The sequence below is a fragment of the Pseudoalteromonas sp. RWi3 genome (assembly GCF_054960735.1).
Window position 1 is genome coordinate 156,390 of record NZ_JBHNYL010000002.1, and the last position, 26,494, is coordinate 182,883.

Annotated in this window: 22 protein-coding genes and 1 pseudogene; 13 read left to right on the forward strand and 10 right to left on the reverse strand. The window is 38.2% G+C overall.

The annotated features are described in order from the left end of the window. The first annotated feature begins 6 nt into the window (after nt 1–6). From ACFI4Z_RS04285 to ACFI4Z_RS04315, 7 genes are all read left to right on the forward strand, one after another. Complete coding sequence (locus ACFI4Z_RS04285; RefSeq protein WP_462669476.1) at nt 7–1,314, forward strand: tetratricopeptide repeat protein; 1,308 nt, start codon at nt 7–9, stop codon at nt 1,312–1,314. 220 nt (nt 1,315–1,534) lie between these two features. Beyond that, on the forward strand, nt 1,535–3,142 hold the full coding sequence (locus ACFI4Z_RS04290) for a hypothetical protein (protein WP_099293310.1): 1,608 nt from the start codon (nt 1,535–1,537) through the stop codon (nt 3,140–3,142). Between the two features lie 96 nt (nt 3,143–3,238). Continuing rightward, entirely contained in the window at nt 3,239–5,941 is a 2,703-nt protein-coding gene (locus ACFI4Z_RS04295; RefSeq protein ID WP_462669477.1) for a TonB-dependent receptor domain-containing protein, read from the forward strand. Nucleotides 5,942–6,071: 130 nt separating this feature from the next. After that, entirely contained in the window at nt 6,072–6,875 is an 804-nt protein-coding gene (locus ACFI4Z_RS04300) for a polyphosphate kinase 2 family protein (RefSeq protein WP_462669478.1), read from the forward strand. A 144-nt stretch (nt 6,876–7,019) separates the two neighbouring features. Beyond that, a complete protein-coding gene (asd, locus tag ACFI4Z_RS04305; RefSeq protein ID WP_462669479.1) occupies nt 7,020–8,162 on the forward strand; it encodes an aspartate-semialdehyde dehydrogenase in 1,143 nt (380 codons plus the stop codon). 146 nt (nt 8,163–8,308) lie between these two features. After that, nucleotides 8,309–8,539: a hypothetical protein gene (locus tag ACFI4Z_RS04310; protein WP_462669480.1), complete on the forward strand. Its 231-nt coding sequence runs from the start codon at nt 8,309–8,311 to the stop codon at nt 8,537–8,539. Between the two features lie 18 nt (nt 8,540–8,557). Beyond that, nucleotides 8,558–10,267 carry a methyl-accepting chemotaxis protein gene (locus tag ACFI4Z_RS04315; protein ID WP_462669481.1) on the forward strand — a complete coding sequence of 570 codons (1,710 nt, stop codon included), beginning with the start codon at nt 8,558–8,560 and terminating at the stop codon, nt 10,265–10,267. 35 nt (nt 10,268–10,302) lie between these two features. Here the strand turns inward: ACFI4Z_RS04315 and ACFI4Z_RS04320 are convergent, their stop codons facing one another. After that, nucleotides 10,303–11,103 (reverse strand): ion transporter, encoded by an 801-nt coding sequence (locus ACFI4Z_RS04320; RefSeq protein WP_462669752.1) that lies wholly within the window; start codon nt 11,101–11,103, stop codon nt 10,303–10,305. A 102-nt stretch (nt 11,104–11,205) separates the two neighbouring features. Between ACFI4Z_RS04320 and ACFI4Z_RS04325 the strand changes: the two genes are divergently transcribed. From ACFI4Z_RS04325 to ACFI4Z_RS04350, 6 genes are all read left to right on the forward strand, one after another. Continuing rightward, nucleotides 11,206–11,433 carry a hypothetical protein gene (locus tag ACFI4Z_RS04325; protein WP_462669482.1) on the forward strand — a complete coding sequence of 76 codons (228 nt, stop codon included), beginning with the start codon at nt 11,206–11,208 and terminating at the stop codon, nt 11,431–11,433. Then, nucleotides 11,420–11,701: a hypothetical protein gene (locus ACFI4Z_RS04330; protein WP_462669483.1), complete on the forward strand. Its 282-nt coding sequence runs from the start codon at nt 11,420–11,422 to the stop codon at nt 11,699–11,701. Before ACFI4Z_RS04325 ends, ACFI4Z_RS04330 begins: the two co-directional genes overlap by 14 nt. Before the next feature lie 7 nt (nt 11,702–11,708). Further along, nucleotides 11,709–12,161, forward strand: coding sequence for a hypothetical protein (locus ACFI4Z_RS04335; protein WP_462669484.1), 453 nt, complete (start codon nt 11,709–11,711; stop codon nt 12,159–12,161). Between the two features lie 57 nt (nt 12,162–12,218). Continuing rightward, on the forward strand, nt 12,219–12,413 hold the full coding sequence (locus ACFI4Z_RS04340) for a YwbE family protein (protein WP_462669485.1): 195 nt from the start codon (nt 12,219–12,221) through the stop codon (nt 12,411–12,413). Continuing rightward, nucleotides 12,410–12,928 carry a DUF4240 domain-containing protein gene (locus ACFI4Z_RS04345; RefSeq protein WP_462669486.1) on the forward strand — a complete coding sequence of 173 codons (519 nt, stop codon included), beginning with the start codon at nt 12,410–12,412 and terminating at the stop codon, nt 12,926–12,928. Before ACFI4Z_RS04340 ends, ACFI4Z_RS04345 begins: the two co-directional genes overlap by 4 nt. A 92-nt stretch (nt 12,929–13,020) precedes the next feature. Then, nucleotides 13,021–13,488 (forward strand): hypothetical protein, encoded by a 468-nt coding sequence (locus ACFI4Z_RS04350; RefSeq protein WP_462669487.1) that lies wholly within the window; start codon nt 13,021–13,023, stop codon nt 13,486–13,488. Here the strand turns inward: ACFI4Z_RS04350 and ACFI4Z_RS04355 are convergent. The 9 genes and pseudogenes from ACFI4Z_RS04355 to ACFI4Z_RS04395 all read right to left on the reverse strand — a co-directional run. Continuing rightward, nucleotides 13,483–14,667 (reverse strand): annotated as a pseudogene (locus tag ACFI4Z_RS04355) (Y-family DNA polymerase); the annotation flags it as partial. The gene ACFI4Z_RS04350 and the pseudogene ACFI4Z_RS04355 sit on opposite strands and share 6 nt — an antisense overlap. A gap of 997 nt (nt 14,668–15,664) precedes the next feature. Then, nucleotides 15,665–16,897 (reverse strand): MFS transporter, encoded by a 1,233-nt coding sequence (locus tag ACFI4Z_RS04360; protein WP_462669488.1) that lies wholly within the window; start codon nt 16,895–16,897, stop codon nt 15,665–15,667. 6 nt (nt 16,898–16,903) lie between these two features. After that, nucleotides 16,904–18,235, reverse strand: coding sequence for a guanine deaminase (guaD, locus tag ACFI4Z_RS04365; RefSeq protein ID WP_462669489.1), 1,332 nt, complete (start codon nt 18,233–18,235; stop codon nt 16,904–16,906). Nucleotides 18,236–19,036: 801 nt separating this feature from the next. Next, entirely contained in the window at nt 19,037–19,276 is a 240-nt protein-coding gene (locus ACFI4Z_RS04370) for a plasmid replication protein RepB (protein WP_462669490.1), read from the reverse strand. Between the two features lie 119 nt (nt 19,277–19,395). Then, the gene (locus tag ACFI4Z_RS04375; protein ID WP_462669491.1) at nt 19,396–20,646 is read right to left on the reverse strand and encodes a Y-family DNA polymerase; all 1,251 of its coding nucleotides are present in this window, start codon (nt 20,644–20,646) and stop codon (nt 19,396–19,398) included. A gap of 37 nt (nt 20,647–20,683) precedes the next feature. After that, nucleotides 20,684–21,124, reverse strand: coding sequence for a hypothetical protein (locus ACFI4Z_RS04380; protein ID WP_462669492.1), 441 nt, complete (start codon nt 21,122–21,124; stop codon nt 20,684–20,686). 1 nt (nt 21,125) lies between these two features. After that, complete coding sequence (locus ACFI4Z_RS04385; RefSeq protein WP_462669493.1) at nt 21,126–23,114, reverse strand: hypothetical protein; 1,989 nt, start codon at nt 23,112–23,114, stop codon at nt 21,126–21,128. After that, nucleotides 23,111–24,958 (reverse strand): hypothetical protein, encoded by a 1,848-nt coding sequence (locus tag ACFI4Z_RS04390; RefSeq protein ID WP_462669494.1) that lies wholly within the window; start codon nt 24,956–24,958, stop codon nt 23,111–23,113. Before ACFI4Z_RS04390 ends, ACFI4Z_RS04385 begins: the two co-directional genes overlap by 4 nt. Continuing rightward, nucleotides 24,958–26,487, reverse strand: coding sequence for a tyrosine-type recombinase/integrase (locus ACFI4Z_RS04395; protein ID WP_462669495.1), 1,530 nt, complete (start codon nt 26,485–26,487; stop codon nt 24,958–24,960). The genes ACFI4Z_RS04390 and ACFI4Z_RS04395 overlap by 1 nt, the downstream gene beginning before the upstream one ends. Between the last annotated feature and the right edge of the window lie 7 nt (nt 26,488–26,494).

The following is a 26,494-nucleotide window of genomic DNA, read 5'->3' on the forward strand; positions in this document are numbered from 1 at the left end:
GCGATTATGAAACCATTAAAAATTGCACTAATTTGTGCCACAGCATTCACCACCAGCGTAGCGTTGCCGACAGTTGTTAGCTTTATACCTGGCGTAAACATCGCGACAGCCTATGCGGCAGAGCAAAAAACTAAGCGTGTACCAGCACTGCGTGAAAAAGTATACAGCCAGCTAGCACGTGCGCAAAAGTTAGCTGATGACGGAGATGCAAAAGCAGGACTTGAAGCGCTGGATAGCATAAAAGAACGTGCGTCAAGTATGAATGATTATGAAATAGCCATGATGCATAACTTTTATGGTTTTATTTATTACAACGAGAACGATTTAGCGAAAGCGATTGAGTCATTTGAGAATGTTGTTAATGCAGAGGCTATCCCTGAAACATTACGTTTAAGCACGACTTTCAGTTTAGCGCAATTGGCAATGGCCAATGGTGATTACGACAAAGTAATCTCATTTTTAAATGATTGGGATAATATTAACACTAAGCCAAAAACTGATGCGTATTATGTGCTTAAGGCCCAAGCTTTTTATCAAATGAAAGATTATAGCAAAGGCATTAACAGCATTAATCAAGCAATTGCTCAGGCTGATAGTGAGGGTAAAGAACCTAAAGAAAACTGGTTAGTCTTACAACGCGCTATGTACTATTCGCTAAATCAACCGCAAAGGGTAGTTGATGTGCTTGAGCGCATGGTTAAACTTTATAATAAGCCTGAATACTGGGTGCAGTTAGGCGGTATGTATGGTGAAACAGGGGCTGAGAAAAAACAGTTGGCTGTTTTAGAAGCAGCATACCAGCAGGGCTTTTTAACCTCTAAGTCTGCGTTAACTCAGCTTTCACAAGTGTATATGTATAATGGGCTTTCTTATAAAGCAGCCGATGTGATGCAGCAAGCTATGGCGTCGGGTGTAGTTGAAAAAACGGCTAAAAATTATGCTTTTATCGCTGAGGCAATGGTACAAGCGAAAGAAGATGAAAAATCAGCACAATTTTTCGCAAAAGCTGCTGACTTATCAACTCATGGCAAGTATGACCAGCGATTAGCTGAAGTGCTAATAAATACGCAGCATTACAACAAAGCGGCTGATGCTGCCCGTGCTGCACTGGATAAAGGCGGATTAGATTTTGAATCAAACGCCTATGTTGCACTGGGTATGGCACAATATAATTTAAAGAATTTTGATGCGTCTATATTAGCGTTTGAACAAGCTGAAAAGCATAAAAAATCACAACGTTTAGCGACACAGTGGATCAAGTACGTTAAAAGCGAAAAAGTTCATGCAGAGACACTTCGCACCGCTTTACTTTAAGTAATCGCATACGCGTTTACTGAGCAATTTATAATCGCAACACCAAAGCCGCCTTCGGGCGGCTTTTTTCATTTCTATAAGCCTAAGTTATTGTAATTAAATAACTTAGATTGTCACTTTATGTTTATCAAAGTGTAACTCGTTTGTCATAAACCTTAAGTATCTTAAGCCTTAGTTTTTTAAAGCGTTAACAATAATCGAAATTCAACGGAGTATTACAATGAAACTATCTGACTTATTCAAGGTCAGCCTACTTGCTTCTGCAGTAACATTAGCAGCTTGTGGCGGCGATATTGACATCACACCAACAGTAAACGACAACAGCACTACTACTGATAATAGTACTAATAACTCAAACAACTCTACTACTGATGGTGGTTCAACTGATGACTTTGAATGTGCCAGCTATGAGTCAGATGCTGGTACTGTAAAAGGTGTGTTTGATGGTAAAGATTGTACTTACAATGATTCTTTTGCTAGTAAATCTATAGAAATTACAAGTAACATCACCTTTGAAGAAATTCCAGACGGTGGTGTTCACTTATTTGCTGAAGCACTTTTAATTGGTAAAGATGGCGATACAACGACTGGTTTTACAGTACCTGAAAATGGACCTACTTTAACAGTAGAGCCAGGCGCAACACTTGCCTTTCAATCAGGTGAAGCAATAATCCGTATTGCCCGCGGTGCGAAAATTCAAGCAAATGGAACAGAAGCTAAACCTATTACATTTACATCTGCAAACGCTTTTGACCGTTTTGATAGTACTGGTAATGGCGCTCGCTATGCTGATTGGGGTGGCATCATCATTAACGGTAACGGTATAACAGACCAATGTACTGATGCAGAACGCGCAGCGAGTACGTGTAACGTACCATCTGAAGGAATTACAAGCTACTTTGGTGGTAATGATAATGCTGATTCTAGTGGTAGTATTAAATGGGCTAAAATTTGGTACGCTGGCTCAGGTCCTAAAGTTGGTGGCCCTGGTGATGACCTTAACTCTCTAACGCTTAATGCTGTTGGTTCAGGTTCTGCATTCGATTACTTACATATTCACCAAGGTTTTGATGATGGGATCGAGTTCTTTGGTGGTGCAGCGACAATTAAACATATTGTGGTTACTGATACACAAGATGACTCATTTGATTTTGATGCAGGGTGGCAAGGTAAAGGACAGTTCTTATTTGTCCAGCACGGCACTGTAACTTTAGCTGATGGCACTATTGCAAATATGGGTAATAATGGTTTTGAGTCGGATGGTGTTAAAGGTGAGTCTTCTGCTGAAGTTGGACCAACTAATCCAACTTTAGCAAATATCACAGTTATCACGACTGATGCTAAATCAGTACGTGATGATGACCCTTCACAAGCTTATAAATTTGACGATGAATTTAATGCAAGTATCTACAATTCTCTATTAGTAAAGAAAAATGCTGTTGAAACCGCGTGTATTGAAATTTCTTCTGATGGTGAAAAACAAGCTGATAAAATTATGTTTAACAACTCAGTTATGGCTTGTTCATCAAACTTTGCTGAAACAGATACATTTGCAGCAGGTCCCCTGGCTGGTCAAACTAAAGCATCTTGGTTTGAAAATAGTGCAAGCAGTGAAATCTTAACAGATGATGTTGCAGTATTCGCTGAAAATGGCTTTGCTACTAACACAGCCTCTACGGATGTAACAATCTCTGCAAATGATTTAACTTCGCTTGAAGATAGCTTTTTCGACACTGTTGATTACATCGGTGCAGTATCTGATACAGATACTAGCTCTAGCTGGTACAAATGGGTTGAAACTGCATTAGCAGCAGCTGCTCAAGACTAATACCTGCTCATTTAGAGTTATGAAATGTAGGCGCCTTAATGCTTATTTAAAAGCAATTGGCGCCTGTTTTTTATCAAACTGATTAGGATGTAAATCATGTCAAAACAATATAGGCTGAGTAAACTGTCACTCGCAATTGGCCTTGGATTGTTTGTCCACACTAGTAATGTAACCGCTGCCGACGAACAACTCGAAAATAACGAAATTGAAGAAGTTGTTGCTGTTGGTACACGCCTTCAAGGTAGCGCAGCAGCTGTTGTTGAAGAGCGTAAAAATCAAGCGTTTGTTGCAGATATACTAGGTGCTGAACAACTTTCAAGAACCGGCGATAGTGATGCTGCATCTGCTCTTCGTCGTGTTACTGGCTTAACATTAGTAGATGGTAAATTTATATATGTGCGTGGTTTAGGCGAACGCTATTCAAGTGCTCGCTTAAATGGTGCATATGTTCCCAGCCCAGATTTAACCAGAAATGTATTGCCATTAGACATATTCCCAGCGAGTATAATAGAAAGTATGGCGGTACAAAAAGCCTACTCGCCAGATATGCCAGCGTCTTTTGGTGGTGGTAATATAGATATTCGTACCAAGTCAATACCATCTGAGTTTACTGCTGGTGTTGAGCTAGGTGTAGGTTATAACACTTCTGCAAATGATGGTTATAAATATTCAGGCTCAGACAGTGGGATACCACAAGCATTAAAAGATGCAATAGTACAATATCACGGTAATTTTAGTGTTAGTAACATTGTTAGTAGAGACCTTCTTGTTGATGGTGAACAAGGTACTCGCGCCGATCAAGCTACTGCTATTAACAGTCAGTTACTTAAATCTTTACCGCGTAATTATGCATTAAAAGAAGATTCAATTGATCCTGAGTATGGCGTCAAAGCACATTTAGGTAATAGCTTTGAAGAGTCTTATTTTGGTGGCAAAATCGGCTTTTTGCTCTCTGGTGCTTATGTAAACGAATGGGACTCTAGCACACAGCTCTCATCTGTAATTACACAAGATCAAGAAGATTTAGAAAGCTGTTCAACCACTTTAAGCACACCTGAAAATGTTGCTAATTCTTGCTACAATACGTTAAAAAACTCTACGGTTACTACTGAAAATGAACGTTACAATTTAACCGGTAGCGTTGGTTATTCATATAAAACTCATAGCATCTCAGCACAGCATTTATATATTGTAGATAATGAAGATGAAACTGAAGTTTCAATTTCTCAAAGCCCTGCGGGCAGTTCTACATTTAGTATTGCTGGAAATGGTATAGCTAATCGTGATCATGAGTTTAACCTTGAACAAAGAGAGTTAAATATTAGCCAATTCTTAGGCCAACATACTTTCCTTGATTACTGGGGGGTAGGCTTTGACTGGCAATATACACGCTCTGAAGCAACAACCGATATTCCAACTAATGCAAACTATAAGTTCAGAGATCAATATGACGATGAAGGTAATTACGCCAGTTCAACAATAACTGGTGATGATAACCGTGTAATTATGTCTTATACAGACATGGAAGAGCACGTAACTTCATATGGTGGTAATTTTAATCTACCACTTACTTTTGACTCTATGGATGTAGAATTTAAAGTTGGCTATGATTTTTCAGACAGAGCGCGTGTTTATAATACATCAAGCTTTACTGTAAATAATAGTTCAGGTTCGCCAATATCTATTAACGATGGAACAAATGATCCTCTTGCAAATAGTGGTTATTTATCAGATGAGTTTATTGATAATAACGGTGTACTCGTTGACTTTAATGAGCCAACAGCACCTGATGCGGATGATTATATTGCTGCACAAAAAATAGATGCAGGATATGGTTCCTTTGATGTTATCTATGATCAATGGCTACGGGTTAGTGGTGGTGTACGCTATGAACAGTTTCGTCAAACATCCGTGGGGACTTCAAGTTTAATCTTTGATGGTGATGATTTACAAAATATTTGGTCAGCTGAGAATATTGAAGATGGGACTATCTTAGAAGATGATTGGTATCCGGCATTGTCTCTAACCTATTTAGGTGGCGAAAACTATCAAGTACGTGCTGGCTATGGTGAGACGGTTGTTAGACCAGATTTCCGTGAAGTTGTGCCTGTTACTTACTTTGATCCGCTTACAGATATTCGTACCTTTGGTCGTGTAGGGCTTAAAAGTAGCCCGATTAAAAACTATGACTTACGTTATGAATATTATGGTCAAGCAGGCAACTCATTTAGTGTAGCTGCATTCTACAAAGATATTCAAGCGCCAATTGAAACTGTATTAAGAGTCGGTGATGATGACTATTCTGCTAGCTTTATTAATGGCGAAACCGCTGAAGTCTATGGTGTTGAAGCTGAGTGGTTACAAGATCTTACTATGGTAACAGAGGGGCTATTCACAAGTGGTAATATTACACTAAGTGATTCTGAAGCTTCGATTGATCCTGCATTAGCTGGTAATTTAACTAACCCTAAAAAGCGTATGACAGGTCACTCAGAATATGTTGTTAATATGCAACTAAACTATGATTCTCCAGATGGCATTCATAGTGCTTCATTAGTTTACAATGTATTTGGGGAGCGCATACTCGCTGCCGGTGTCGCTGGGCGTGATGATGCCTATGAGCAACCATTTAACTCATTAGATTTAGTTTATACTTGGTACCCAGATTTTAACTCTAAAGTTAAGTTCAAAGTACAAAACTTACTTGGTGAAGATAAAGAAGTTACTCAGTCAGATATCATAGTTCGTTCACGTGATGAAGGCACTGAATTAAGTCTTAGTTACTCTTACGAGTTTTAAGTTTGTTCTGCCCAGGAAGGCAAATATAAAAAACCTAACTACAATTGCCCTACTTACGTAGGGCTTTTTTTTGCCTGCATATTTGTTATGTTAATTTTAACTTTAATACGCCAGTTCATAAGGAATTGTTGTGCACACAGTTAGTACCATCAAACTAAGAGAACCGACATTACAGCTAGATAACCCTGAGCAACAGTGGCCATGCATTAAAGATAAAAAAGCCTACAAACAAGAGTTAAAACGTTGGCAAATTGAGTTACAGCATGTTCAGCAGGCTTATTTTCATCAAGGGCGGCGCGCTATTATCGTTTTAGAAGGATGGGATGCAGCTGGTAAAGGAGGTGCAATTAGGCGTTTAACTCAGCGTTTAGACCCTAGAGGGTTTAGCGTTTACCCTATAGCTGCGCCAACGCCTCAGGAACAAGGAAAACATTACCTTTATCGCTTTATGACTAAGCTACCAGCTACAGGAACCATCGCCATCTTTGACCGCTCATATTATGGGCGTGTTTTAGTTGAGCGTGTGGAGGGATTTGCCAGAGACGAGCAATGGCAGCGCGCGTATCAAGAGATTAATGAATTCGAACGCTTATTGCTAGATGACGATGTTCGTATTGTTAAGTTGTTCTTAAATATCAGTAGTGATGAGCAACATAAACGCTTTGAAGGTCGTTTGCAAGACCCTTATAAACGCTGGAAATTAACCAGTGAAGATATCCGTAATCGCGAAAAAAGAAGTGAATACGTCACTGCTATAAACGAAATGTTTGCTAATACCGACACTATTGCAGCCCCGTGGCATGCTATCGCTGCGCAGTACAAATGGTATGCTCGCATAGAGGTATTAAAAACGGTGGTCAAGCAATTACGCAAAGGAATAGACATTACACCGCCTAATTTAGATGCCAACCTAGAGGATATAAACATAGATTAAACCCATGACTGACTTTTCAATATGAAATATTTTTATGTTCTATGACTATTGCTGGTTTTGCATTTACTGCAATGCTAGATTTAAGTTGCTAAAAATTAAATCTCACGCAATGAATTTTAATTTTTAACGTATTAGGTATTTCTTATGACTCAAACAGTGGAACAAACAATGAAAAAAGTAGGATTAGTCGGTTGGCGGGGCATGGTTGGCTCAGTGTTATTAGAACGTATGCAGCAAGAGAAGGATTTTGCCAATATTGATACCACTTTTTTTACAACCTCACAAGCAGGTCAATTAGGACCTGACATAGCCGGCACAGCAAAACCTTTACTTGATGCCACCAGCATTGATGAACTTGCTAAAATGGATATTGTAATTACGTGCCAAGGTGGTGATTACACTAAAGCGGTTTACCCACAGCTTAGAGAGTCAGGTTGGAATGGCTATTGGATTGATGCCGCCTCAGCGCTTCGTATGAGCGACGATAGCATCATTGTGCTCGACCCAGTTAATAAAGACGTAATCGAGCAAGGCCTTGAACAGGGTGTTAAAACCTACGTGGGTGGTAATTGCACGGTTTCATTAATGTTACTTGCTTTAGGTGGTTTGTTTGAGCAAGACTTGATCGAATGGGTAAGCCCTATGACTTACCAAGCTGCATCAGGTGCAGGCGCACGCAACATGAAAGAGCTTATTGCTCAAATGGGCTCTATTCACGCAAGTGTTGCTGATAAACTTGCCGACCCGCAAGCTGCCATTTTAGAAATTGATAAGCTGGTAACTGAGCAAATTGCTTCAAGCGATTTACCTCAAGATCAATTTGGTGTGCCATTGGCAGGCAGTTTAATCCCGTGGATTGATGTGCCAATGCCATCAGGGCAATCAAAAGAAGAGTGGAAAGCGCAGGTTGAAGCAAATAAAATTTTAGGTTCATCTAAGCAACCAATACCTGTAGATGGTTTATGTGTTCGTATTGGTGCGATGCGTTGTCATTCACAAGCCATGACCATCAAATTACGTGAAGACATCAGCGTTGAAAAAGTTGAAGAGATCTTAGCCTCTCACAACGAGTGGGTTAAAGTGATACCTAATGAGCGTGATATTACCGCTACAGATTTAACGCCTGTAAAAGTAACGGGGACGCTTGATATTCCAATTGGTCGTATCCGCAAATTATCGATGGGGCCTGAGTATATCAGTGCATTCACTGTAGGTGACCAATTACTGTGGGGTGCTGCAGAGCCTTTACGGCGTATGTTACAAATTGTTGTTGCTAAAGACTATTAAATTTACAAGTTATTGATGAGGTCAGCTTTTGCTGGCCTTTTTTATTTTTTAATTTACTTTTTCTTTTTTACATGTTTAGTCCTACTATTATTTGCTCAAAGAACACTTAAGCACTATATTTTTAGAAAGCTCTTTAGGTATTTTTTATGAATATTTCTAAAAAACTGAAGCTCTCTTTTGCTTCAGCAATAGTACTACCTTTATTCATCATTGCCGTATTGGTCATTACACAAACTCGGCAACAAGCTAATGATAACTTTGCGCTATTAAGCCAGCGCGAGGCAACGCAAATTGACAATGCTATTGTGATGTTTTTTACCGAAATTGCTAAAAACGTCGACTTTCTTGCATCTGATCCCCGCGTTCTTGCTGCTTAAGTAAATGTTAAAACCCACATGGACGCGGACACCTCTGTTGCTCTTAATCATCTTGAACAAAGCACCACCGAACAGGAGGTGTTCAAAGCGTATGATCACTTCGGTCTGACTCATCCAGGATTAGCTTATATTTATATGGGTAATGAACAAGGAGGTTACATACAATGGCCTCAGGGGGAAGTTAATGCGCGGTACGATCCACGAGATAGGCCTTGGTATAAAGCTGCGGTTCAAGCGAATGGCGAAACTATTCGCACTAACGCCTATTACTGGGCAATAGACGATATGGTACTCGTATCTACAGTAAAGGCGATTAAAGACAATGGAGGCATTGTTGGTGTTCAAGGAATGGATGTATCATTAAATGGTCTTACCAAGATCATTGCTGATATTAAGCTAGGAGAAACGGGTTACTTAATGCTGATCGAAGATAATGGCACTATCTTAGTTGACCCTAAAAATAATGATTACCGATTTAAGCAATTATCCGAGGTTGCTGGTGGTAAATATCAAGCATTAGCTAATAATACATCCGGCCAGTTTGAGCTTACGCTTAATAATACCGATTACCTTGCCGGTATTTATACATCTCGTAATTTAGGCTGGAAGTTTATTGCGTTAGTCGAAAAGTCTGAAGTAATGAGCGCAGCGAATACAATCACTCTTTATATTATATTTATTAGTGCCGTGCTGATTGCTGTTTTCATCATAATAGCGAGTTATATTGCCAAACTAATTTCCGCACCTATTGTAGAAGTAAGTGATGGTCTAACTGAAATTTCTCGCGGTGGTGGAGATTTAACACAACGGCTTTCGATTAAAACAAAAGATGAAACAGCTAAGTTAGCGAATAGTTTTAATTTATTCCTTAATCTTATTGCCGATCTAGTAAAGCAGATAAACGAATGTGCACAAAAGGTGAGTGACACATCGTTGCAAACATCATCACAGGCATCGCAACTAACAAGCTCTACATCACAGCAGCAACAAGCGCTTGAAATGGCGGCGACAGCGATAAATGAAATGGCTGCAACAGCTAATGAGGTTTCAGCCAGTTGTGCAAATGCCGCTGATTTAGCTATGCAAACACAGAAGGCCTCTGAGATTGGTCAGTCTGTAATAACTGAAACAGTACAAAGTGTTGCATCATTAAGTGATGTGATCATAAAGGCAACTTCAGACATATCTCAGTTGGATGCCGAAAGCGAAAATATTATGTCTATATTAAGTGTAATAAGAGGGATTGCTGAGCAAACCAATTTACTTGCACTTAATGCCGCTATAGAAGCTGCTCGTGCAGGTGAACATGGTCGAGGTTTTGCTGTAGTGGCTGATGAAGTGAGAGCATTATCACAGCGCACATCGGAGTCAACAGAGGAAATTGCTGGTCAATTAGATAAATTAAGAACTATGTCAGGTCAAGTTTCAAGTGAGATGAAGCGAAGCTTAGAGCGTACTGAAAAAACAGTAGGTCTGTCTCAGTCTGCGCAACAGCAGTTTACTGAAATCACTGAATCAATTGTTACCATTAGTGACTTAAATACTCAAATAGCAACAGCTGCCGAGGAGCAGCAGCATGTTGCAGAAGACATCAACCGAAATGTAATAGAAATTAAAAACGCTGCGGATGATGTCAGTGAGATTGCCACCAGCACCAGTGAAAGTGGTGACAAGCTCAATCTATTATCTGATACACTGACCGCTCTTGTTGGCAAATTTAAAACATAAGGTGATAAATAACAATTATTTACCACCTTTATTTGTTACTTTTTAAGGAGTGCCTTTAATTCAGCGAGTTGTTGTTTAAGTTCGTTCACTTGCCCCTGAGTTGCTGGTAATGAGTTTGTATCAGCTTTCTCTTCACGGGCATTACGATGCTCTTCAGACATTACCTCTAAAATAGCGCCAACCATCATATTTAAAAATACAAATGCAGTTAAAAAGATAAACGTAAGGTAAAAGATCCAGCTTAACTTATACACCGCCATTGTTTCGTACATTACATCGGTCCAATCTTCAAACGTTGCAACTCTGAACAATGTCAGCATCGAGATAGATACATCTCCCCACAGTACTGGGTTTATTTCAGCAAATAGCATACTGCCCATAGCGGCATAAATATAGAAAATCACAAACATGAGCAAGGCGATATACCCCATTTGTGGAATCGCTTTAAGTAATGAGTTCACTAAAAGGCGTAACTCAGGGATCATTGATACCAATCGCAGTACACGAAATATTCTGAGTAACCGCGCGATAAATATTGTCGATCCTGCTGCCGGATATAAACTGCCTACCACAATGATAAAGTCAAAAATATTCCAGCCTTTAGAGAAAAAATCTTTTATACCTTTACTGGCAATGTAGCGTATAACGAGTTCAATAAGGAAAAATACAGTGATCCCTACATCCATCCAATGCAAAGCAAGCTCGGCTGTAGGGTGTAAAGAATAAGTGTGAGCGCCTACAGTTAGCGCAGATATTACAATAACGGCAATAACAAATGATTGAAATATTTTACTTTTATCGATACGCTGGAACAGCTCTTGTAACTGCGACAACATCATAATTCAGCCTTAACGGTAATTAATTCAAAACGTGTGCAATATACATCAAAATCGCGTCGGATGAATTATTTTTTCGGCATAAAACGTAAGGGATTTTTAATGGTTTTCAATACACTGAGGTTGTTATTTAGTGTTTTATTTGTACTTTCTTTAGCTGCCTGTACATCTGACAGTCGTTATCATGAGATTCAATCAGCGCGATTAAATGAATGTAACTACATGGCTGATAAAGAATATCACGAATGTGTAAAGCGCCAAGAAAGCGGTTACGACGAATACAAAAACAATAGGGCAAACGAGCAAGCATCTAAAAATGACAAAAACTGAAAAACGACTAGATAATACACTTCGCAAAGTACTGACCACTGCCTGCGAAAATATAAAAGATACGCACCGCGACTTTAGTCACCTTACGCATACGATTAATTTGAAAAAGCCAGAGAATACATTACAAGTTACCTGTTTTTTTATTGATGAGCTCGCACTCACCCAAGCAAATAGGCAACAGTTATTACCCTCTATTGAGAGAGAGTTAATCGAGCAGCTTCAAATCGTGGGTTTAAAGCCTCAGACAATTAATTTTTTAGCAGTGTAAGGTACTCATGTTTTCGAATTTAACTCATAAGAAAAAACAACGCAGCTTATTGGTGCTGGCTTTGGTGTTTTTTATTTTAGGTATTTATCAGATCACAGCATCACCGAATGGCACACCTATACCCATTTTTAGTAATGGGTTTGTCATTGCAATCGCATTTTGGGCTTTTTCTCGTCGTTATAGTGCAAAATTTATAGAGCAACATGCGCTTGCGAATGCTATTACTAGAGATAATAACCAGCTAATTGTAAAGCAGGCACCAATTCAAAAAGTATCTCAGGTTGAGATTACTCGAATCAGCCAAATTACAATCGCAGACAATTACCTCAGTTGCATACTTGATAACAATGGCCAAGGCTATGATTTTCATATAATTGGTAAAGCCTGCGACATTCAATTGCATTTGGCCTCAATTTTAACCGCGAGTGAACGCGAAGCTGTCATTATTAGCCTTGTTTAATTTGGTATAGTTTTCACATACAGTTATAATCTAGCAAAATAGTAAAAGAGATATATCATGGCTGTACCTACTCGTTCTGAAATTTCCCCGGGCACTGAAGTCAACATCGTTTTAAAGCAAGATCAGCGAAGTGGCACATTAACTAACGGCATTGTTTCGCGTTTATTGACTAAATCACCTAGTCACCCTCATGGCATTAAAGTGCAGTTAGAAGATGGCCAGGTAGGGCGCGTTAAAGAGATTATTTCATGAGTGAGTTCTCAGAGTTTGATTTTTGGCAATTAGTCACCGTCGATGATAAAACAGCTGATCCCGAATCTGTTACTCAACGTTTAAAAGAGTTGCTTGCTGATTTAGATGACGATAGCCTGATTTCGTTTGATAAGCAGTTTAGTCTTTGTATGCGTAAAAGTTATACATGGGAATTATTCGGTGCAGCGTTTGTCATGGCAGGGTGTAATGATGAGTATGGTTTTTCAGAATTTCGTTGCTGGTTAATTTCGCGTGGTGAAAGTGCATTTAATGCGGCAATTGAAAACCCCGACTCACTGGCTGATTGTACTCCTGTTTATCATTTAAACGAACAGCCATACCCATACTTAGATGAGTACGATCTCATAGCAGGGCTGCTTTATGAAGAGCGCAATGACGATGAGCTTCCATTTGTTCCATCAGGCCTTGAACAACCAAAGGGCAAACGTTTCAAAGATAAGCCTAAATTTTTAAAACTAGCTTATCCGCAATTATTCGCTAAATACTGGCAGTAACTCTGCATGTATCAGTACGTTAGCTTGTTTTATTTTTTATCTTAACGGGTACACTTATACTGTAGCAGCTCATTACTTTAAGTAGGTATTTAATGCATCATTCGAAGATAGCTTTTTTCATTGTTTTGGCTTTATTTTCACATTTATGTGATGCTAAAAGTGTACTGCCTAGTAATAAAAGCCAGTTTGTTAAACTATTAAATGCCAATCTAGGTAGTTATAAACTAACAATCGGTACTAGTGAATTATGTACTAGTGGTGAGCTGAAGTGGGTTAATAAAAATAATCCCAACCTTGGTTTCAGTTTAGGTAGTGGGATTATTTTTAACGCTTTGCATAACGGCACGCAAACCAATAAAGTGCCTAATTTTTGTTTAGTCACAACTAAATTTAAATACACCAATGAAGGTATAACCATGGCTCTTCGTCATGACCGCTGTGACAACCCTGAAGACTCACTTGATAGCAGCCAAACACTGCGCTTTTTGGCGAGTAACAAACTACAATACACTGTTAAAGGCACGGATGTTATGTGCAATTTTGAGCTGCAACGTCTATAAATCACATGTTATTTTAGGTAACGCATGCCAACGAGTTGTGTAATGGGGCGATAAGTACTCGCGTTTCATATGCCATGACTGTGTTTGTTGTTGGCTTGCCAATGATAATGTATTGCTGCCGTAACGTTTGTTTATGGTATCTAAGCATTGCATAAGCTTGCTATTATCTTTTGATACAGCAAATAAATCTGGTTGTTGAAATTGTACAGAGCTCAACTCTAACGCTCCCACACCACACTTATAAAACTGTATGCCAGGTTGATAGAGTTGATCAAATAACTGATTAACAGCACTGGCTAATACGCAACTATCACAGCTTGGGGTTTCAAAGTCATAGATTAAAGACTTCTTATAATAGACTTGTTCGTGTGCAGAGCTTGCAACAAACAATAAAAGCCGCTGAGTGACAGAGCGTTGTTGACGAAGCTTTTTACCAACAGTAACGCAGTGGCTTACTAATGCAGTTTTTAGTGCAATCGGATCAGTTAACCGCTTACCAAAGCTGCGAGTCGAAAATATTTCGCGTTTATCTTGGCGTACTTCGTCCCAGCTCAAACAAGTTACTCCGTTAAGCTCGTTAACAGTACGCTCAAGTACAACACTAAATTGCCTTTTTATACGCCGAGGTTCTTGCTGCGCCAAATCAAGCGCTGAATGTACATTCATTAATTTTAATTTTTTTGCAATCCGTTCACCTACACCCCATACATCGCTTACATCCATCATGCCTAGTATGTGTTTGCGTGCGCTCTCATTATCAATAACTGCAACGCCATCAAAGCCACTCAGCTTTTTGGCTGCATGATTTGCAGCTTTTGCTAAAGTAGGGGTTGGGCCAAACCCAACACCTACAGGCAGCTTGGTTTCTTGCCACACGGTACGCCGGATCTGATGTCCATACTGATGCTAATCACGTATTAAGGGTGTAAAACCGTTAAAGTGTAAAAACGATTCATCAATACTATAAATATGCTGATTGTCACAAAAGCGGCTTATTACATTCATCATTTTATCGCTTAAATCAGCGTATAACTCATAGTTAGATGAACGAACAACCACGTTATGCTTAGCAAGTAAGTGTTTTACTTTAAAGTAAGGCTGAAATTTAGGAATATTTAATTTACGCGCAATAGGGCATACCGCACAAATACAGCCATCGTTGTTCACCGTTACACTTATAATTGTTTAATTGTTGAGAAAGCCCAGTAATATTAAAGCTTTCGGACTATTTATTGGATTCACAATGCATTCAAGTGATAAGTTGAGAATTTTAAGGGTAACTTTCACAAATTCTCAACCTTTAAAAGTGAGCAAGTCTTAGCATGAACTGTCAATTTCAATTAATTGAATTCGACCAAAGTTGACATTCTCATGTGTGCCAAACAAGGCTATACATTTATGAACCTTTATTTTTAACTTGTACTACAAAGCAGACGTTAGATTTTGGGTTACAAACGGTGGTTTTGAGCCTAAAGCGGTCTAAAACTGATACGAATAATCATCAAAACCAATAGTCTCTTTGATACGATAGCGGACGTTAACATCAATAGATTTTTGAGCTGTTTTTAGTGTTCATTAGACGTTGTTCTACCTTCACCTTGATAGTCAACAAAGCCACCAAAGCTATCAGAGAACATGTTACATCACTCGACCATCTAATATACCTGTAGCATTTTTCTTATCTTCGGGCATAAACCAGTGGGCACTATTCAAGTCATTAGCTAATTATGACTGCTCTCATAACCAGGATATTTGAACAACGATCTAATTAAGCGTTGTCGAATAATGCAATTGTCTGGTGTTTTGTCTGAATGGTTTTGTAACATAACTTGGCTTATTGGATGAGAGTGATAAGTACAAGTTACTTTCGGATAGGTGGTTTGAGCAACCGATTAGATTGGGTTTAATATATTACAGGCAATAAAAAAGCACCAGATTAATGGTGCTTTATAGTTTAGATATGAAACATGTGATATTACTATATTTTAAATCTACGTGATGCTAACCCCATAATATCTAATGCGAAGATGGTAATCGTAGAAGGTTGTGGAACATTGGTATTATAGGATGATCTATCAAATAAGTACCGTTATAAGTACATACATTAGGTTGTTTTACTTAAGTTTTTCTTTACTCATTCAACATAGAGAAAACTATTGCATCAGCGTTTTTTATATTATTGTGATGATTTAAAAGTTTCTTTCAAGAATATTATATTGACTAGTATAATGACTACAATCGTAATTAATACTGGCAACATTGCAAATTGAAAGTTTTCTACTGTATTAGTCCCTTCAATTAGACGACCTCCTGGTATCGATATAAATACCCCACCGACAAGGAACATAATTCCATTTGTTATAGCGGAAGAAGTTCCGACTTTATCTTCTGTAACCAATTCACCTGCCATAGTAAAACTGATCATGTGGCCTCCATTTAACAGACCTAACAAAAACATAAAAGTACCAGCCAAAGTTTCAGTTAAAGGAATATATAAAAACGCTATGAATAAAATAACAAAACAAATGGCGGATAAAATAACGGTTTTCTTTCTACTTTTTAGTATATCAGAAAATTTGTTTGCAAATGCCGAACCAATTGCTAACCCTAGCCAGATTAACAAAGCTAATTTATTAGCTGTACTTTCCTCAATTCCATTGGCTTGAATAATTTTTGCCCCCCAAACAACAGCTAAAGAAAGTAAAGAACCAAATAACACAGCGCCAATTAAAGCTGATAGCCATATTTGAGGGTTCTTAGCTACATCAATAATTTTTTCAAATACTGATTTGAAAAAACCATCTTCATTTTTTGATGAAACTGGCTCACGATCTTTTAAGTAAACAAATGATATAATGACTAAAAAGAAGCCAAAAACACCAATGGCATTGATAATAGTCCTCCAGTCATAGGAGTTCATGGCAAGGTTTATAATTTCACCTCCAAATAAAGATCCTAGAGAAACTACTGTTTGTACCAAACCAAACATAAAGCCAAATTTGGCAAAACCAAACCATACACCTCCTACGTAACCAGCTCCTACAAAACCAAATGAAGCGCCAATAGCTAATACAACTTGAGAGAGAATTACCATTTCGAAATTTTCTGCATTGGCTAGTAAAAATGCTCCTGCTGTTACCGTTAAAACGGCAAAAGGCAATACTTTATGAATACCTAATTTATCTAAAATTGAACCTGAAAAAAGTTGCGCTAAGGCAAAGACCCAAGTGTAAATTGCTGCAATTAAACCAATTTGTGCGACAGTTAAACCAATATCAGTTTTTAAATCGTTGTTTATAATTTCATAACCTGTTTGGAGGTTAAAAAGAAAAACTACAAAAACTGTAGTTAATCCCCATACAAACCAAGCTCTTGCTCCACCTACAGGGTATACTTTCGATGTCATCATAATATTCTAATCCAATTTATAGTAGTTATTGTTGCTATCATAAACTTTTTCGCCATTCACAAAAGTTGCAAAAACAGAGCGATCATCAGCTAATATCATCTGAACAAAAAGTTTCTCTTCGAAACTATTTGCAAACTTTAATCGGTAATCAATTATATCTGTCGACTCTAAATCCCATATTGTCAAATCTGCTTCCATTCCTTTTTCTATACTTCCAATTTTACTCTCTAATCCTAAAGATTCAGCGCCACCACGTGTTGCTAAATAATAACCTTTAATTGCGGTTATAGAGCTATCTCTCATTTCAGAAATTTTGTAAGCTTCGTTTAATGTTTGTAATTGACAAAAACTAGTACCCGCCCCTAGATCGGTACCAAGACCTACATATACGGGATGTTTTCCTGTTTTCGCTTTATTTAAATTGAATAACCCGGATCCTAAAAACAAGTTAGAAGTAGGGCAATGAGAAATAGAAGCTTTTTTCTTGCTTAATGTTTCAAAGTCTTCATCTTCGAAATGAACACAATGGCCGAATACACTGCGTTTTCCAACTAATCCATAATGATCGTATACGTCTAAATAAGACTCTCTTTCTGGGAACAACTCTTTTACCCAAGCGATTTCTCCTTCATTCTCACACAAGTGAGTTTGCATAAAAACATCCGGATATTCGTTAAATAGTTTTCCTGCTAATTCTAATTGTTCTCTAGTCGACGTTGGGGCAAATCTAGGAGTAACTACGTAAAGTTGCCTCCCATTATTATGCCACTTTTCGATTAACTCTTTACTTTCTTTGTATCCTGATTCTGGAGTGTCTAAAATTTCTTTGGGCGCGTTTCTATCCATTAATACTTTGCCACAAAGCATACGACTTCCTAATTTTTCACTTTCTTCAAAAAAGGCATCTACAGAGTCTTTAAAAACAGTACCATAAACCATTGATGTTGTAGTTCCTGCTTTGACAGTTTGTTTTAGAAAAACTTTTGCAACTGATCTGGCTAGTTCCTTATCCTTAAATTTCGCTTCTGTTGGAAAAGTATAATTTTCTAACCACTCAAGTAAATGTTTTCCATAAGCTCCAATCATTGTGGTCTGAGGGTAATGAACATGAGTGTCGATGAACCCTGGTGTAATTAGTTTCCCCGTGTAATCTAATATTTCAACTTTATCAGGAACATCTTTTATTAGATCGGAATAATTACCTACGTTCACTATTTTGCCATTTTCAATAAAAACTAAAGCATCCTCAATTAATGTGTAAGAATTATCATCACCAACAATAAAAGGATCAGCATGAAATGAAAGAGATGTTCCTCTAAGAATTATTATTTTATCCATATGTTTTCCTTTGGTTTAATGCCCAAAAAACACTCCCAAGGTTGCCGGACATGCAATTGGTTTCATTTTTTAAGCTTTAAATATCATTAATCATGTTTAAGCTCATAATTGTCACTTTAACTTCTTTAATATTTCTTTTATTAATATAGTTCAATAGTTTAGTATGTAAAGTTTTGGATGATAAAATAATCGAAGTGAAACGGCTTTTGTATTTTTACAAAGAAGTAATAAAAAAAGATGTAGATTACACTCTAAATGTTTTCCTAATGTGTCACAATTTAGAGTAAGTTGAGAGACATATGACCGTAGAAAAATTCGACCCAAGCACAAGTAATTCTGTAGCAATCCAAACAACCACGTTAGACATTCCCTCAAAATGATTGAAGAGCAACATCAATAAATTGTTACTTCACATCCAGAAGCAAATCGCCCTGCAAAAGTAGGCTTCGTGAGTCTCGGCTGACCAAAGAGTTTAGTAAATCTATAATGAATACCACTGTCGGCAATGAGCTCAAACCATCCCCAAAAGTGAGCAGAGAATCTTGGCTAGTATTACCCTAAATATGCTCATGAATTTGCAAAGGCTTAATGTCCGCAATTGGCTAGCAGTTGTCATAAAATTCAATAAATACCTAACGACTGCTTTGTCGGATCAACTGTCATTTGCGAAACAAATGTTAACGGCTGCTATGCGGCAAAGTAAAATCTAACCAGTGAATGCTCGAACGGCTCATGATCGCTCAAAGCAGTCTGTCAGTTATTGTCAAAAAGGAGTGCCTTATTCAATGTAAGTCACTGTATTTAAGGTAAGCTTATGGATATATTTTTAAATCCAATTTCACGAGCGTTTCTGGTTGCAGCATCAATAGTCTTAAATACGCGAGGTTCACCTTGAGTACGTTGACCGCTAATGTGGTACTTTTTAGATTTATCTTTTGCTTCAAAGATAACAATATATCCGTTATCCAAAATTTGATTCGTGATAGTGGCAGTTATAAGAGCACCATTATCAAATAAAATCTTTAGGTCTTTAATTTCCATTTCTGACTTGCTCAACCTTATAATTTGACCAATCATATCCCTGATTTGATAGCTAATCAAATTTTGATATGGACACATCAAAAATGAAATATGATTTTTTTTGCTAGAGTGTGGCTAAGTTAACATTCAATCTTTGGGATGTCTGACCATTTAGTAGTATATGCTGGAGAAAGGAATTCTCGCTTCATTTCCCAAGTATTATTTATACCTTGGCTTCCAAGTTTAACAGTATCTTTCCCAAAGCGATTATTTATTGAATCTAGTGTGCTAGTAAGAGCTTGATTGTTCGGGTCAGGAGCAAGCAAGTCGAGCTGCATATTATTAGAATCTATTAAATCTACCGCGCCAACACCGCAACGTTTATAGCTGATATTTTGTTTAAATATCCTACCTATATAATCGTTAATCCTGTTGGCGATTAATGTTGGATCAATTACTGGTTCTGGAAAAGCAATAGTGGCTGAAGCGTTGAACGGACGTTGCCTGTCATCGAATGGGCAAGAGCTGGCAAACACAATTAGTTGGGCTATATGTGAGTTTTGTTTTCTGGCTTTCGTGGAAACGTTAACCGCGTGATTTACTAATGCTTGTTTTAACTCTTCTCTGCAAGATATTTTCTGACCAAATGATCTTGTTGAAAAGATTTGCTTCTTCTTTTCTACGTTATCATCCCATGACAGGCATTGCTCACCATTTAGCTCTCTTATCGTCCTCTCGACATTTACGTTGAAGTGCTGTCGAGCGAGCTTGGGTGGGTAGAGGCTTAATTCGAGAGCAGAGCTGACTCCTAAGGCTTTAAACTTTTGACTAAGTTTTCTTCCAATCCCCCAAACGTCCTCTACTTTGCACTTTTCTAACATAGATTTCCTAGAGTGCTCACTGTCAATTATCGCTATACCTCGATAACCATCAACCTTTTTAGCGCAATGGTTTGCGAGCTTGCACAATGTTAGATTACTACCTACGCCAACACCGACAGGTAGTCTGAGTTCTTTCCAGATCCTTCTGCGGATATTACGTGCATAGCTAAACCAATCTTTAATATTGCGTTTGAATATAAAGCTTTCGTCGATTGAATATACAAAGTGTCTATCTCCATACTCTTCGATGATAGACATCATCTTGGAAGACAGGTCGCCATAAAGTTCATAGTTGCTAGAAAAAACGTGGATGTGGTTCCTTTCTATTATGTGTTTTTGCTTAAAATAGGGTTCGAATTTTTTTAAACCTGCCTCTTTAGCTTGACGATTAAGAGCAACCACAGAGCCGTCATTGTTTGATAAGACACAACATCCAGCTAGTCGCAAATCAGGTCTAAACACTTGTTCACAGCTTGCGTAAAAGCTGATCCCGTCAATCAATGCAAACAATCGATACCTCTTTACTTAAATATCCAGCCTGTCATCGCTATTTGGGTAGTTTAACGACGTTTTGTAAATTCAGTTGCTCTTGTAACTCATAAAGCCGGAACATCAACGAGCTATTTTGCGCTTCTAATTCTTTGTTGATAATTTGTAAATCATCACGTTCTTTTCGGTATTGCTCTTTAAGTGTTGTCTCTTTCTTTAATTTATTCTTTAGCTTATCTGTCTCGGTGATTTCTACCTTGTTTTGCAATAGCTTTGCTTTGATCGGGTCGTAGTCAGCGTTAAAAGATTCAATTGCTGGATTTGCTTCATATTTAATAAAGTCTTCAAATTTGTGAATGTAGCTATGCCCAAGTCCAGCTTCGTTATTTATTCTATTAAGTGTTAGCTTCCCATTGTGTGAAACACGTTCTGGTTTGCCGGAGATCAAGCGTTCTAAAGCTGCTCTTAGTCTTGCTAATGCTGTTCCTGAATTTTTCATTTTAACCCCTAGCTGTCGCTAATACGCCCTTAATATTATCCTCAAAGGAGGAGACTTTAATTCCATGCTTGATAATTAATGACTCATTTCTTTTTATTTTCTGCTTGGTTCCAATAAGTATGCTGTTCATCATGGGGTCACCATCATTTAAATCTCGAAATGTATTGATTAGTCTCATGTTTTGACGCTGAATTCTTTTAGCTTCCTTGTCAGTAATTACCTTGTGCTCGCAAGGCTTTATTTCAGCGGAGAATTCACCTATGCCACAAACTCTACTGCAAGACGCATTCATGCAGTAACCTCCGGTGGCTAGCTTTACGACAGAAAGTGTGCCGTTACGAACTAGAGATTCAATTTCCTTTCGTGTCATATACACTTTGTCTCCAGACCTAAGTTTTTCGAACTTATCTTTGGCTATTCGTTCGCCTCCTGCACCACTGAGAGTTTCCGATTCATTATAGATTTCGTCAAATATATCGACTCCCAAATTAACTCCTTCTTCATGGAGCAGTTGAATTAAATCTGTGTCCAGCAAAACATCTTCCATGTGTTGAAGTTGGGCGTTCTTGCCATAATAATCTGACATGTTTATGTTTCTGTGTTTGTACTGAAATTTGATTGTTGAAGTTGTGCCGAATCCATAGCGCTTAAAGAACACTGCAAATGAACGCCTAAAGTCGTGAGCGCTGACTTTAGGTAGGAAGCAACCTTCTTTAAGCTGTCCTTGCCATGAAGGGTTTAAGGTGTTGAATGATTCAGCATCTTCTTTTGTTGCTTTAATATTTAGTTGATTCAAATAGGACGTGAGGTTTTTTGAACGGGCAGCCGTTGAGCTGAAGTTTGTTCTTTTGCCTTCTGATGTTACTGGCAGAAAAATAGATTCTAACGCACGCAAAGTTCTTTTGTGTTCATCCGAATTGTTTGGGCTTTCAGCGTATTTTTTGTTAACTGATTCAGTGTAGATTTCGCGAAGATATTCTGTGCAATCATAGGCCAGTTCAAGCGCATCTTTAGATATGCTATGTGTTTGCCATACCTCTTTTTTAGGTATGCCATCGACGGTTTTAGTTGTTTCCCCTTTTAAAAAACTAATGCTGCTGCCGTCTTGCCCCTTTCTCTCTTCGTAGCTTTCTTTAGTGAGACTGATTAGTTCTCCAACCCTAATACCACTAAATGCCAATAAAACAATTGCGCAAGGGGTTAAAATTCTAGAAATGCTTGTCCCATCTCGCGTAAGCTTAAACCCAGGTATATTATGCGCTATTTTCTTAACTCTAGCGGCTGTCCTTCCGTTTATCTGGCCTGGAGAAGAAGAGCAATCTTTTCGAATTTTTTCTTCGTTATATATAGTCTGTACTTGGCTCATGATCGCTGAAATTTCATGCCGATATGGGTGGTATGACTCTACTACTGAGACTGAATCACTTAGTATTTGTTGATAAATATTCGTTGGAATTGCAATGTATTGCTTTACTTGCTTCACGCTTTGTATATTCAGACTCTCTATCGTTACAATTCGATGGCATAAGTTATGGGCGTTCAGTAGGTTTAAAGTAGTCACCACGTTGTTGATAACTGTTTGAGAAAGGTCTCTTTTAATAACTAGCTCGTTGAATGATTTTCTGAATTGGTTGAATTTTCTATCGTCTGATAGCGAGTTCCAGTTGCACTCTTCGATACATTGCGCAATAAATTTAAGCCCACTCTTCCAATGATTAAGTTGTCCGATAGTAGGGTGTGTCTTGTTTTTTTGTTTAAATTCATCCATGAGGTATGCAAGTGTAGATTGGATGTACTTACGGTATTTGGTGTCAATTTGTGAGAAGCTGATTGATATTGGCTTTCCAACACCTACTTGGATAGCGCCGCTAAACTTCCATGTATTATCAAAAATGTAACTCTCGATGCTGCCGTCGCTATATGTGCTTACAGGAATGTTTTCGACATACTCTGGAACGTCAGTTAAATTACTTGTTATGGCTGTGATCATGAAAATACCTCATGTAGGTCATTTAAACTGTGGACATTTGAATATAAGGGGTGTGGTGATTGTTTTTGGAGTTCAGATGCTTCCCTATAATTATCTGGAGATTTATCTTTGAATCCTCTCAGAATAGTCTCAATGGTGATTAAAAGTGTGTTCATTTTCTTGAGTGGTATGGAGTTAACTGCGGGTGTTATCTCAAGCTCTTGCAGTGTTTCCTTGAATGACATCATTAACCATATATCTTTTATGTCAGATACCAGAGAATGATGTTCACACTCAAAGCAATCAAGTAAGCTGGTGCAGGCTTCTTCATCAGAATTCATTTCAACTCCGATACGCTTAAGTATTTTGTTGATGGTTTTTAAAGAGCCTTGTTTATTATCATTGCAACGTATCCCAATCGGTGTTCTGGCTTCATTAGACCTATTAGAGTCTTTCCGTAGTGATTCATATTCATAATGATCAAGAATGTTTGAGTGTTTGTATTTGGCTTCCTCAACTGCGGCATTGATATCAACACCTTTGGCGTTGGTAAATTTAGCATCCATCGCTGCTTTTAATTTATTTTCGTGCTCTCCAGATGTGCCATGTAAATACTGTGATGAAACAGTTTTAACACTGTTGTTTGCCGATATTGAAACAAGGTAAATAGATTCAGCTGCCTGAAATAGAGCGTCCATTTTTGTTTTTCTGAGTATTGAAGGAGTTATTTTAGGAAAGCCTAGTCTATTCAATAAAAGGTTGACACTTTGGTGGGGGCTGCGGCTTGTTTCCGTATATGAAGTAGCTTCGCCATTCCTTGTATAGTAAGGGAAGAGAAGTGCGTTACTATCTCCATTAGCCATATCTATAGAAACCTTTAGCCAGCTTTCAATAAAGCTTTTTGCGTGTTTGCTAAAACCAAGGGTACTGTCTTGTTCTTGGTAGTTTGCTCTACCTTTCACAGAATCTAGGATATATTTTCCGCCTTGCACTTCTTTGAATTTTACGTGAGAAATTTTCATGTTAGCTAAAGGGGTAGAGTTCATTCCTGTAAACAAATAGCAGATCATTATCGCTAGCTTTGTTATAGCGTTATTTGGATGTCCTAAATTTGGGTTTACAGCCTTTGAAAATGCTGCAAAGTGATGGACTCTGGCGCTGCTTTTTAAGCTCCTTTCTTTCGCTATTTTTTCGAGTAATTCTTTATCGTAAAGTGGGTGTTTGTCTGGCGTTGTGCCTGAATTGTAGTGTTTGAGTAATTTGAAGTATGCGTTAAGCAGTCGTTTCGTGATTGGTTTTAATTCACTCTCAATGTCGAGGCTTTTATGAGGTGTGGTGTGGCTTGTGACGTTCTTTACATTAGGAAGGTTCTTTGCTTCCTGTTTTCTATTTAGCTGCTTTAAAACCCAAGCGATGTTGGTTCTAAACATTCCCCAAACAGGTCGTGATAACAAGCCTTTGCTGTTTTGCTGTCCGCACCAAGTCATGAATCCATCTATTAGATCCCAATGGAGCATGTCGCCATTGATTGGACTTATGTTGTGGCCGTCCATCCATTTGACGTATTTTATTAGTGTCTCATACCTAGACGCTGTAGTTGAGGTTACGTTCGCGCTCAATAAAGAGTAAACCTGGCGAACAAGACCATCTCTATTCATGTTCTTATAGTTGCTAGTATCGACTTTTGTTGCGCCTTGAAACAGTGGAGGGCAGGAATTATAAGCAAACCTTTCAAAAAAAAAGTTTCTCCCATTTGCTCGTATAACCATGTCAGTTATATGTAGAGTTTGAACCTCAGCTTTTATTTTTATTAGATTTACCTCAGGTAGTAGAGGTTTTCTCTTACTCGTTCTTCCTTGTGACATTATTGGCTACCTGTCGGGTTTATATCTGTTTCTTCAAATGCCCCGATGAATTCAAGAATGTCTTCATAAATCTCATCACCTGACGGTTCGTCTTGAGCGATTTTAAGGTACATTAAGGTTACTTGCTCCTCTTCATGCCCTAGACACTCTGATACTAGAGCTAAGGCTTTATCGGGGGTTACATGCCTTAAGAGAAGCCTGAAAAGAGATACTGCGAAGGTTGCTCTAAGATTGTGTATGGTTCCTGTAAGATTAAGCCCAGCCGCTACATTAACCGTTGCTCTAATTTCATTCCATCTAGCATTTGCTTCGGGTAATTTGGTAAAAAATGGTACACCAGTCTGACTAATGAATAGATACTCTTTTGATTCATCTACGCCATCTTCCCCGTCAAAATATCCCAACTCACCTTTTTGACGTTTAATTTTACAATGCTCTTTGAGTTTAGAGATTCGCTTCTTGTATCTGTCACTCCTTGTGTACTCGTATAAAAGCTGCATTATGCGTGTTGGAATGATTGTTTTTCTTGATTTATTGCCTGAACCGGAAGTTTTAGTTAAGGAGCCGTATTGACCGCCCACACCAAATCTTATGGCTTTTTTGTGCTCGTTAGGTTTTATTATCTGACCTTTATGCAGGCTTGCCACTTCTTCTTTTCTTAGACCTGTATATCTCGCAACGAGAAAAAATAAGCAGTATTCAATTGATAAGTTGGATGTGGTTGTTTCACCAGCCACGTTTTTGATTACTCGGCGTGTATTCGTAAGGATGTTTTCTACGGCCTTCCATTCTCTATTTGCTAATGGATTCAAGTCCTTGCGACTTGTTGGTAGAGCGCCGCCTTCGTTGCGCTTAGACTTTCCTAAATTTAATCGCAGATCTGTTGTGTGAACATCTTTACTCATGTAAGCGCCGATGTTTGTACTATTGCCTTGGTATTGTATAGAAACAACCTCATGCTCGAATGGAGGGTTGTTAAATCTATAGCCATTTCTGATATGGAAAGAATAAAACTTTACTACTGCACTCATGTATGCGGTTGCTGTAGTTCTAGCTATCGCCTGACTTTGATCAACAGGATTAATAACAGCTTTTATTAGTGCCTCACGATATTGATATGTTGCTTTGTCGCTTTTTCTAATAGGGAATTTGTTCCAGCTAGGTCTAGGTAAGTCAATCGATTCATCGTATAGGTCTTCGTCGTATTCACAGTCCCATAATCGCTGTAGCTCTATTAAGAATGAAAAGTAGTGAACTAAGCCTTTGCTGTATTGTTCTGATTCTTGCTTATTGCTATCGATATGGTGAGCTAGTAGAAAGCGATTAACTTGTTCAAGCGGTTCGTAAGAGACTATATCGCCCTTCGAATTTCTACCAACCAAGTTCAACAAAACAACTTTTTTAATATGCTTTGCCTGTTGTCGAGAGTGTTTAATTGAAAGTTCACCATTTTCATTAGGCGTGATTAGAGGGGTTCTATACGTGAACGGTTTTATTTCAGTTGTTTTGATCTCGTATGTGATTGCCATGTAGTGA